This window comes from Frankia sp. CcWB2 (assembly GCF_977927585.1).
The window spans coordinates 31175-41587 of sequence record NZ_CDWRCM010000003.1; the positions used below are offsets into that span (position 1 = coordinate 31175).

At 69.1% G+C, this 10413-nt stretch carries 8 protein-coding genes; all 8 read left to right on the forward strand.

Going from position 1 to position 10413, the window contains the following annotated elements; all coding sequences use genetic code 11:
* Positions 1–250: 250 nt before the first annotated feature.
* On the forward strand, positions 251–2095 hold the full coding sequence (gene recQ, locus ACY45C_RS01145; protein WP_462185816.1) for a DNA helicase RecQ: 1845 nt from the start codon (positions 251–253) through the stop codon (positions 2093–2095).
* A gap of 396 nt (positions 2096–2491) precedes the next feature.
* Positions 2492–3610, forward strand: coding sequence for a serine/threonine-protein kinase (locus ACY45C_RS01150; protein WP_462185817.1), 1119 nt, complete (start codon positions 2492–2494; stop codon positions 3608–3610).
* Positions 3558–4067, forward strand: a complete 510-nt coding sequence (locus ACY45C_RS01155) for a WD40 repeat domain-containing protein (RefSeq protein ID WP_462185818.1) — start codon at positions 3558–3560, stop codon at positions 4065–4067. Before ACY45C_RS01150 ends, ACY45C_RS01155 begins: the two co-directional genes overlap by 53 nt.
* 340 nt (positions 4068–4407) lie before the next feature.
* On the forward strand, positions 4408–4872 hold the full coding sequence (locus ACY45C_RS01160; RefSeq protein WP_462185819.1) for a hemerythrin domain-containing protein: 465 nt from the start codon (positions 4408–4410) through the stop codon (positions 4870–4872).
* A gap of 766 nt (positions 4873–5638) precedes the next feature.
* Positions 5639–7162 carry an alkaline phosphatase PhoX gene (locus tag ACY45C_RS01165; RefSeq protein WP_462185820.1) on the forward strand — a complete coding sequence of 508 codons (1524 nt, stop codon included), beginning with the start codon at positions 5639–5641 and terminating at the stop codon, positions 7160–7162.
* A gap of 287 nt (positions 7163–7449) precedes the next feature.
* Positions 7450–8310: a HalD/BesD family halogenase gene (locus ACY45C_RS01170; protein ID WP_462185821.1), complete on the forward strand. Its 861-nt coding sequence runs from the start codon at positions 7450–7452 to the stop codon at positions 8308–8310.
* An 80-nt stretch (positions 8311–8390) separates the two neighbouring features.
* Positions 8391–9362: a class I SAM-dependent methyltransferase gene (locus ACY45C_RS01175; protein WP_462185822.1), complete on the forward strand. Its 972-nt coding sequence runs from the start codon at positions 8391–8393 to the stop codon at positions 9360–9362.
* A gap of 211 nt (positions 9363–9573) precedes the next feature.
* On the forward strand, positions 9574–10413 hold an 840-nt coding region (locus ACY45C_RS01180), incomplete at its 3' end, for a choline/carnitine O-acyltransferase (protein ID WP_462185823.1).

A 10413-nucleotide genomic window follows, 5' to 3' on the forward strand; every position in this document is an offset into this window, starting at 1 on the left:
GAGTCCCATGACGCGTCCGTACGTGCCTCGGCCGGCTTCCCGAAACGGCATCTGGAGGGAACGAGGCGGGGGAACGAGGCAAAACGCGGCAATCGGTCCACGTAACTACGGTCGGACGGTGTCGCCTCGCCATAGTCGTCTTTCCGTCCTACCGGGCGTCCGCCCGGGCGACCAGCCGGTGAGGAGCAGCGGCTCATAGAGTGACCAGAATGACCTTCCCGTTGGTCGATCCGCGCCCCCTGGTCGATCCGTGAGCGACGTCGCGCAGGTGCTGCGCCGCGTCTTCGGCTACGAGTCGTTCCGGGACGGCCAGCAGGAGATCATCGAGCATGTCGTCGACGGCGGCGACGCGCTCGTCCTGATGCCGACCGGCGGCGGCAAGTCGCTCTGTTACCAGATCCCCGCCCTGGTGCGGGGCGGCACCGGCGTCGTGGTGTCACCGCTCATCGCGCTGATGCAGAACCAGGTCGACGCGTTGCGGGCGCTCGGCGTCCGCGCGGGGTTCCTCAACTCCGCGCAGGAGTTCGACGAGCGTCGCGACGTGGAGTCCGCCTTCCTCGCCGGTAACCTCGACCTGCTCTACCTGGCGCCGGAGCGGCTGCGCGCCGACGCGACGGTCAGGCTGCTCGACCGGGGCGAGATCGCGCTGTTCGCCATCGACGAGGCACACTGCGTCTCGCAGTGGGGACACGACTTCCGGCCCGACTACCGCGAGCTGTCGGCACTGCGCGAGCACTGGCCGAACGTACCGAGAATCGCGCTGACCGCCACCGCGACCCCGCGGACGCACGACGACATCGCCACCGAGCTCGGTCTGGAGAACGCCCGCCACTTCGTAGCCGACTTCGACCGTCCGAACATCCAGTACCGCATCGTGCCGAAGAAGGAGCCGAAGGCGCAGCTGTTGGAGCTGCTACACACCGAGCACGCCGCGGATGCGGGAATCGTCTACTGCCTGTCCCGGTCCTCCACCGAGAAGATCGCCGACTTCCTGGTGGCGAACGGGATCACGGCGCTGCCCTACCACGCCGGGCTCGACGCGCGCGCCAGCGCCGAGCACCAGGCACGCTTCCTGCGCGAGGACGGCATCATCATGGTCGCGACCATCGCCTTCGGCATGGGCATCGACAAACCAGACGTACGCTTCGTCGCCCATCTCGACCTGCCCAAGTCGATCGAGGGCTACTACCAGGAGACCGGGCGCGCCGGGCGGGACGGGCTGCCCTCGACCGCGTGGCTGGCCTACGGTCTCCAGGACGTCGTGCAGCTGCGCAAGCTCATCGACACGTCCCCGGGCGACCCCGCGCACCGCCGGCAGCAGAGCAGACACCTCGACGACATGCTCGCGCTGTGCGAGACGGTCGAGTGCCGCCGCATCGGGCTGCTCGCCTACTTCGGGCAGCGTGACACCGCCCCGTGCGGCAACTGCGACACCTGTCTGGCACCCCCGCAGTCCTGGGACGCCACGATCGCCGCCCAGAAGTTGCTGTCGGCCGTGCTGCGACTGCAGCGGGAGCGCCGCCAGAAGTTCGGCGCGGGCCACCTCATCGACATCCTGCTGGGCAGGAGGACGCCCAAGGTGACCCAGCACAGTCACGACACCCTGACGGTCTTCGGTATCGGCACGGAGCTCGGCGAGCCCGAGTGGCGCGGCGTGGTGCGCCAACTCCTCGTGCAGGGACTGCTGGCCGTCGAGAGCCGGTACGGCACCCTGGTGCTCACCGACGCGAGTGCCGACGTGCTGCGCGGACAGCGCGCGGTCCCGATGCGGCGCGAGCCGGAGCGCGCCCCCACCACTACAGCCACGACCGCGGCCACCACGACCGCGGCCAGGACCACGAAGACCCGCCACGCCGCACCGGCGGCCGACCTGTCGGCGGAGGCAATGCCGGTGTTCGAGCGACTGCGCGCCTGGCGCGCCGACGTCGCGAAGGAGCAGGGCGTCCCCGCATATGTGATCTTCCATGACGCCACCCTGCGCGAGATCGCGGTGCGCGTGCCGGCCACCCTGGCCAAACTCGCCACCGTGAGCGGCGTCGGTGAGAACAAACTCGCCAAGTACGGGCAGCAGATCCTCGACCTCCTCGCCGAGTGAACCAGGCTCCCGCCCACCCACCGGAGACATCTTCTCAGGAGAGCGGTACCGCACCGCTGGAGTGATCGGTGAGGGGGACACACGTCCCGCGAACAGCCTTGCCTGTGCTGACCTTCTCCACTGGCGGGCCGATCGTCAACCCGAAGACCAACCCGACCAGCCCATGAAGGACCCCGGTTAGGATCACACCTCACGCTGGAGGAAATATATAGATTTGTAAGGACCGGTGAATCTTGGCATGAGGCCGGGCCCCTGTGATGGTTGTTGACCGGGCTCGGCTGGCCGCCGCGCTGCCCGGCTACGAGCTGGGCGACCAGCTGGGCGCGGGCGGATTCGGGCTGGTGCCGGCGGGCTGGCATCGCGGCCTGCAGCGCGATGTCGCGGTCAAGGTCCTGCATGCGGGGCACGGCCGGGTTCGCCGCCGAGGCGCGGATCCTCGCCAGCCTGGATCATCCGCACGTGGTCCGAGTCTACGACTACGTCAAGACGGGCGATCTGCACCTGCTCGTCATGGAGATGCTCGGCGGGGGAACCCTGACCCGGCGCCGGGCCGACATGGACCCACAGACGGCCTGCGCGGTGGGACTCGCGGTGGCCTCGGCCCTGGCCTGCACCCACGGCAAAGGGGTGCTGCACCGCGACATCAAGCCCGACAATATTCTTTTCGACACTACCGACCTGCTGAAAGTCGTCGACTTCGGGGTCGCGAAATTCGTCGGCGAGTCGGGGGCCATCGCGAGTGCGGTGATCGGAACACCGCCGTATATGGCCCCCGAACAGATCATGGGCGGCCGCTTGGAGCCGGCCACCGACCTGTACGCCCTCGGGATGGTGCTCTACCAGCTACTGGCCGGCGTGGCACCGTTCGACCCGGACCTGCCCGCGCATGTCCTGCGCCAGCACCACCTCGAACGCGTCCCCCTACTGCCGGCCGGGGTGCCCGCGCCGCTGGGGGCGGTGGTCCTGTGGACGCTGGCCAAGAACCCGGCGGACCGTCCACCGTCCGCGCACGTCTTCGCGTGCCAACTCGCCGAAGCTGCCGCTGGCGTGTACGGCCCGGGCTGGATCGCCCGGTCGGGTATCCCGCTGCGGCTCGACGACGACATCCGCACCGCCATCGGGCAGCCGCCCGCGTCCGTCCAGCCGGCGCCACGGCCGTCTCCCACCGGCGCGTCCTCGGCGCCATCGGTGCCTTTCATGTCATCGGCGTTTTCCGGGGCATCGGTGCCTTCGGCGGGTGGCACACCACCGGCCAAGGTGGCCGACGGGAACATCGCCGGCCGGCGGCGCCCCGCGTCGTCGCATCCTCGGCGCGGCGCGCCGCCGCGCCGCCATCACCGTCGCCGTCGTGGGGCTGCTGCTCGCTGTCGCCGGCACCGTCCTGATCGTCACCGCTCCTCTCGGTGGGCGCGAGACCGGTGCCCGCCAGCTCGGTCGTCCCCTGACCGGCCACACCGGTTGGGTGACCTCGGCAGTGTTCTCCCCGGACGGACACACCCTGGCCAGCAGCGGTAGGGACGGCACGGTGCGGCTGTGGGACGTGACCGACCGCTCCCACCCCCGCCTGGCCGGGTCCCTGAGCGGCCCCGCTTCCGTGTTCTCGGTAGCGATCTCCCCCGATGTGCGCATCCTGGCCACCGGCGGGATGGACGACTTGATCCGGCTGTGGGACATGACCGACCCGGCCACCCCACGCCCGCTCGAGCCGCCCCTGACCGGCCACGCCAACACCGTGTGGGCGTTGGCTTTCTCGCCGGGCGGCCGCACCCTGGCCAGCGGCAGCCTCGACGGCACGGTGCGGCTGTGGGGGCTGCGGGATGCGGCCCACCGCTTCCACCCGCGCCTCCTCGGCGAGCCGCTGACTGGCCACGCCGACTGGGTGTTGTCGGTGAGCTACTCTCCGGACGGCCGCACCCTCGCCAGCGGCAGCAAGGACGGCACGGTCCGGCTGTGGGCGCTGCCCTCGCCATGAACGCTGTTTAGGGGCATGTGGCGGCTCTGACCGGAGTTACGCCGCACTGACGATGATCACGTTAGCCAGGTCCCCGAGGGGGCGCGGATGCTGCCCGTTCGTTCCGATCAACAGTGGGGAAGGGTGACTCGCGGACCGGTGCCCCGCCGCCATTGGTAGGGCACCGGACAGGACCATCGGCCGTGTGGGAGCCGCTCCGGCCATTCGATGATGGCCATGAGCGGCGCGACACGAGCACCGCCGTGCGAATGGGGACGGGATGGCGACGCTGCCGGTGGGGCGCTAGGGGACGTGGGGACGTGGGGTCATCGCTGATCTTCTTCTACCCAAGGTGGGCGCTATGCGTGAATACTGCGACTGTCAGTCGTTGCCGGCGATCGCGGACCTGATCAGAGAACATGACCAGGTCATCGATCTCATCGCCGACACGCACGAGGCGTATCGGCAGGGTGATGTCGAGGCGATGGCGGCACTCTGTGAGCAGATGTCGGCGGTTCTCCATCCACAGACGGTGGTGGAGGAGCAGGGCCTGTTCCCCGCAATGGCACTCGAGTTCCCCGAACAGATCGCGATCCTGCAGAGCGAGCACCGCCGGATCGAGGCTGTGCTCGCCGGGGCGACCGACGGCACCGCCCGGGTCGATCCCGCTTGGCCGACACGCGTCATCGAGGCGCTGAGCCTGCTACGCAGGCACATCGCGAAGGAACAGGACGGCGTGTTCCATGCCGCCGTCTCGATTCTCAGCAACGAACAATGGAACCGTCTCGGCGAGATCCGCCAGGCGCTGAAGCTCGTAAGTTCCTGAAACCTCGTGCGATGACCGACTCCCTCGCCGGGACGGCCGGCTCCAGGCATCAGATCAGGCTCCGGGCATCGGCCGTTGCGGCGGGGTCGGGCCGGGATCGCTCCCGGGCACACCGGTACGGGACGTGGCGGTACCGGATATGGCGGTACCGGACGTCGCTGTACCGGACGTGGCGATACCAGATGTGGCTCTACCGGACGTCGTTGCGCCGGACCCGCAGATAGGCCTGATAATCGGCCGCCCACTTCCGGTGGGCGGCCGCCTGCCACTGCCGCAACGCCGGCAGGCCCATCGCCGCCCGGGCCGGGTTGAGGCGCCCCGGAGTTTCCGGACAGGGGATCCACCAGGATTCTCACCGGAAAGGAACGGGATCGAGTGCCAGGAAAACAGGCACGCCGCTGGACGGTTCGTGCCGCGGTCCCGCCGACACCACGCCTACTTCCGTTCCTAACTGTAGGTTACCGGCACTATGGGTTGCCGGCACTATGGGTTGCCGGCACTATGGGGACGTAATGAAGTAACAAATACGTGATCGAGAGCATCATCGCAGGTCACAGGCCTGTGGAGGGTTCGAAACGCGCAAGTTATTTCATTTCGACTCCTATGGGTTGCCGGCACTGTGGGTTGCCGGGACATGCCGACCAGATACCGCAACCTCGTATTTCATTCAGCCTTAACATTCTGGCTGCGTGTTGTCTCCTGTGCTCTGCGTGGGCAGCTGCCAGCCTGTCGGCTGGTCCGGAACGATCGGTATGGGAGGCTGAACGTGGTTCAGATCAACAGGCGCGCACTACTGAGCAGGGGTGCGACGGCCGTGGGCGGGGCGGTAGTGGCGTCGGCTCTGCTACCGGCCCTGGAGAACGCGGCCCTGGCCGCGCCGCCCCCGCCCACCGGCGGGCCCTACACCGGCGGCTACGGTCCGCTCAGCCCGCTGGCTCCCGTCAACGAGCCGGGCGGCACCAAGTACCTCGCGCTGCCGGCCGGATTCAGCTACGTGGCGCTGGCCAAGACCGGCACGCCGCTGGTGAGTGACCCGAACACCCCGAACCCGGTCAACCTCGACGGCATGGGTGCGTTCGGGCTGGCCGGAGGACGGGTGCGACTGATCCGTAACAGCGAGGACCGGTCCCCGGCCGGGTCGGGCTCGGTCAAGGGCCCGGACGGTACGAAGTACGACCCGAAGGCCTTCGGCGGGGTCACGGTTCTCGACTTCGACCCGAAGACCCGCACGATCGTCAACGACTACATCGGCCTGAACGGGACCACGGTCAACTGCGCCGGCGGCCAGGCCTACCGGTACAAGGGCTGGATCACCTGCGAGGAGACTGTCGTCGGCCCGGCGAACGGCTTCGACAAGAAGCACGGCTACGTCTTCCTGGTCCCGGCGGGCGCGGGCACGACCGTCCCATCGGTGCCGCTGACCGCGTTGGGCCGCTTCTCCCACGAGGCGGTCGCGGTCGACCAGCGCATCGGTGTGGTGTACCTGACCGAGGACTCCGGCTCCGGCCGCGGCTCGGGATTCTACCGGTTCATCCCCAAAGACCCGGACAAGTTGGAGAAGGGCGGGCTGCTGCAGATTCTGGCGGTCACGGGCAGGCCGCAGGTCGACCTGCGGGAAGGGCAGCGGCGCGGGGTGTGGCTGCCGGTAGAGTGGGTCGACATCGACAACCCCGACCCGGACCCGATCGTCGAGGCCGAGAAACCGAACCCGACCAGTGTGTTCGCGCAGGGCTGGGCCGGCGGCGCGGCGAAGTTCAACCGGCTGGAAGGCATCTGGGCAGCAGATTATTCGATCTTCTTCGCCTCCACCAGCGGCGGGGACGTCAAGAACGGCGACGTCAACTCCGACGGTTTCGCGGAAGGCTACGGCCAGATCTGGCAGTACCAGCCCGCCGCAGGACGGGGCCGCCGCACCAGCGGGAGTCACACCGACGCCGGCCGGCTGCGCCTGGTGTTCGAATCACCCGGCGGGTCCGTCCTCGACTCACCCGACAACATCACGATAACTCCACAGGGCAGCCTGTTGCTGTGCGAGGACGACGCCGGCGGTAAAGACGGCGACACCCACCCCCTCGCCCCTGGCATCACCGACGTCAACCGGCTGATCGGCCTCACCCAGGACGGGAAGGCCTTCGAGTTCGCGGTGAACTGCTTCAGCGACTCCGAATGGGCCGGCGCCTGCTTCAGCCCGGACGGCCAGACACTGTTCGCGAACGTCTTCGGCGCCTCCGAGGTGGGCAGCGGTTTCACCGCGGCCATCACCGGACCGTGGCGCCGCGGCGTCCTGTAACACGGCGGTCAGGAGCGCGGACCGCGGCACGGTGCGAGCCGTCGGCGGTGTCGTCTCCCGGGGAGAGCAGCGCCTGGCGTGGCGCCCCGGGGGACGGCACCGGGCCATGGCTTCTCATCGCCGCGATGTGAGCTGGATTCGCGTCCCATGCGAGCGCAGTCGTGCGACATCTCACACTGACTTTCGCCATCCCGAGCATCGGGTGACCATGTGACACATCACATCGAGGTCGTGGACGGTTCCCATCGGCGGCCCGATGCCGCCGCCTAGCGGCGGAGAGGAGTCACATGGTTGCGACGGAAACCTGGTCCATCAGCGAGCTGATCGATACGGTTCGTTATCCTCTCACCGAACCTTCGAGCCGCGCCTGGCGGGACATCGTCTCGTGGGCCCGGGAAGAACTGCGCACTCGCGGGTGCTGTGTCCTCCCGGGATTCGTCCGGCCCACCGCGTTCGCACAGGAGTGCGCCACCGTCGCTCCGCTCGCGTATGACAAGGTCGAGACGGTCAACGCCTACAACATCGCGGTCGACTCGTCGTTGCCGGCCGATCATCCGGGCCGGTTCACGATGCGGCGAGGGAATGCCTTCGTCGCCCGCGACCAGATTCCCACCGAATTCGCCGTCCACCGGCTCTACACCAGCGAGCTCTTCCAGCATTTCATCGCCGGCTGCTTCGACCTGCCGAGAGTCCACGAACTCGCCGACCCGCTGGCCGGGCTGTGCCTCAACGTCATCGCCCCCGGGCTGGAGCACCCCTGGCACTTCGACACGAACGAATTCGCGGTGAGCCTGCTCACGCAGGCGCCGCGGGCCGGGGGCGACTTCGAGTACTGCCCGAACATCAGGTCCGCGCAGGCGGAGAACTTCGCCGGCGTGCGGGCCGTGCTGGCGGGCGAGGGCGGCCATCTGGTCCGGCGTCTCACCGTCCGGCCTGGTGATCTCCAGCTTTTCCTGGGCCGCTATTCGATGCACCGGGTGAGCCCGGTCGAGGGCGACACGGCCCGGCATTCCGCAATCTTCGCCTACACCGGGCACCCCGAGGTCGTCGGCAGTGTCGCACGCACGAAGCAGCTCTTCGGCCGGGTCCTCCCGCGGCACCTGGCTGCGGAGAAGAGCGCGGTCCGCGTCGACCAACTGCTGGACTAGCTGGACCAGAATGCGGTCGGCAAGCTGCGTCAGCACCGGCCCATCTGCCCCGACCGCCCGTCACAAGGAGCGCCAGACGCGTGTATTCCGACGACAGCAGATATTCTGCCGAGACCATCGACTCCGACGGAACCACGAATTCCTCCGAGGCCGCGTACTCCACCGGGATGACGCGGTTCGACGACAGCGGGAAGATCTCGCTCGACCACATCTACACGCAGCCCGACCCACACGCCTACTTCAGTACCCTGCGGAAACTCGACTACTGTATCCCGCAGCTCGCCAAACCGTACTTCAGCCAGCTCATCCGGGAATTCCGGATGGTTCGGGGACGACCGCCGACGGTCCTGGACGTGGGCTGCTCCTACGGGATCAACGCCGCGCTGCTCCGCTGTGACGTGACGTTGGACGACTTGCACGAGGGCTACGCACCGCCCGGGACGCGGCCGACCCGGGACCTGCTGCTCGCCCGTGACCGCGAGCTCGTCCGGTCCCGCGACGGGCTGGAGGCGAGCCAGTTCCTCGGCCTGGACAGCTCGGGGCCGGCCCTCTCCTACGCGCTCGCGGCCGGGTTCCTCGATGCCGCCGTGCACGCCAACCTGGAGGACCGTGACCCGACCGACGCCGAACGGAAGCGGCTCGCCGGAACGGACATCGTCGTCTCGACGGGCTGCCTCGGGTACGTCACCGAGCGAACCATCGCCCGGGTGGCCCGCGCGGCCGGTGAGCGCAGGCCGTGGATGGCCCACTTCGTGCTGCGGATGTTCCCGTTCGAACCGGTCGAGGCGACGCTCACGAGGCTCGGGTATGAGACCGTGCACGTCGACCGCGTCTTCCGGCAGCGGCGCTTCGCCTCCGCCGAGGAGCAGTCGCTCGTGCTCGACACGCTGTCCACCGTCGGCGTCGATCCACGGGGGCTGGAGGCCGAGGGCTGGCTGTACGCCCAACTGCACATCTCCCGGCCGCGCGGGGTGACCAGTCCCTCGACCACTCACCCCGCCTCCGGCCGGCGACCGGCGGCGACACCCACCCGGCCGGTTCCGCCGGGATAACGGGCGACCGGTGCCGGCGGTGCCCCCCGTACGGCTGGTAGGTCGAGGGCGACCCGGCCATCATGCGAGTCGGATGAACCGTACGAGCCGAATGTCCGATGGAACGCCCGCCACCCATGGAAGCTCGGCGACCATGGACCCAACGCAGCCCGTGGCGTTCACCATGGCCGTGTCCCCGAGACGAGTTCCCCGAGACAACCCGAGGCCCAGCATGAATGCGATCAGTAGCTCCCAGCGGTCCACCGGAACCTTCGCGAACGACGATCTGCTGCCCCGGGTGCCGTTGCCCACGCTGGCGGAGAGCTGCGAGCGTTTCCTTGCCTGGTCCGCGCCGCTGCTGACCCCGGCCGAGCGGGCGACGACCGAGGCGGCCGTCGCGGCCTTCCAGGCACCGGGCGGCCCCGGCCCCACCCTGCATGCGGCGCTGGAGCGCTACGAAGCCACCGAGGGCGTACACAGCTGGCTGGACGGCTTCTGGGACTCCCGCTACCTCGGCCGGCGCGACCGCATCGCGCTCAACGCGAACTACATCTTCCTGTTCAAGGACGCCGAGGGTCTGTCCGCCGAGCAGCCGCAGGTGGAGCAGGCCGCCGGGCTCGTGGCGGCAGCCGTCGACTACAAGCTGCGCCTCGACGACGAGCGGGTCGAGCCGGTCGTCCAGCGCGGCCAGACGCTGTCGATGGCGCAGAACACGTTCCTGTTCTCCACGACCCGGATCCCGGGAGCGGCCCAGGACACCGTGCGCACCCCGTACAGCGAGCGGTGGCCCGGGCCGTCCCAGGCCCGCCACATCGTCGTTTTCCACCGGGGAAACATCGTCCGGCTGGACGTCGTCGGGCCGGACGGTCACCCGTACACCCTGGACGACCTCGCGGCGGGCCTGCGCGCCGTGGTGAAGGCCGCCGCGTCGCGGGTTCCGGCGGACGCCGCCGTCGGCCAGCTCACCACCAAGGCCCGGGCCGACTGGGCCGCGAGCCGCCAGGCGCTGCTCACTCTGGACCCCGCCAACGCGGCCGCGCTCGACACGATCGAGACCGCGCTGTTCGCCCTG

Bases quoted from the DNA above. Each gene is read 5' to 3' on its own strand.
- ACY45C_RS01150 (WP_462185817.1), top strand. From the start codon at position 2,492: ATGCGGGGCACGGCCGGGTTCGCCGCCGAGGCGCGGATCCTCGCCAGC.
- ACY45C_RS01160 (WP_462185819.1), top strand. From the start codon at position 4,408: ATGCGTGAATACTGCGACTGTCAGTCGTTGCCGGCGATCGCGGACCTG.
- ACY45C_RS01170 (WP_462185821.1), top strand. From the start codon at position 7,450: ATGGTTGCGACGGAAACCTGGTCCATCAGCGAGCTGATCGATACGGTT.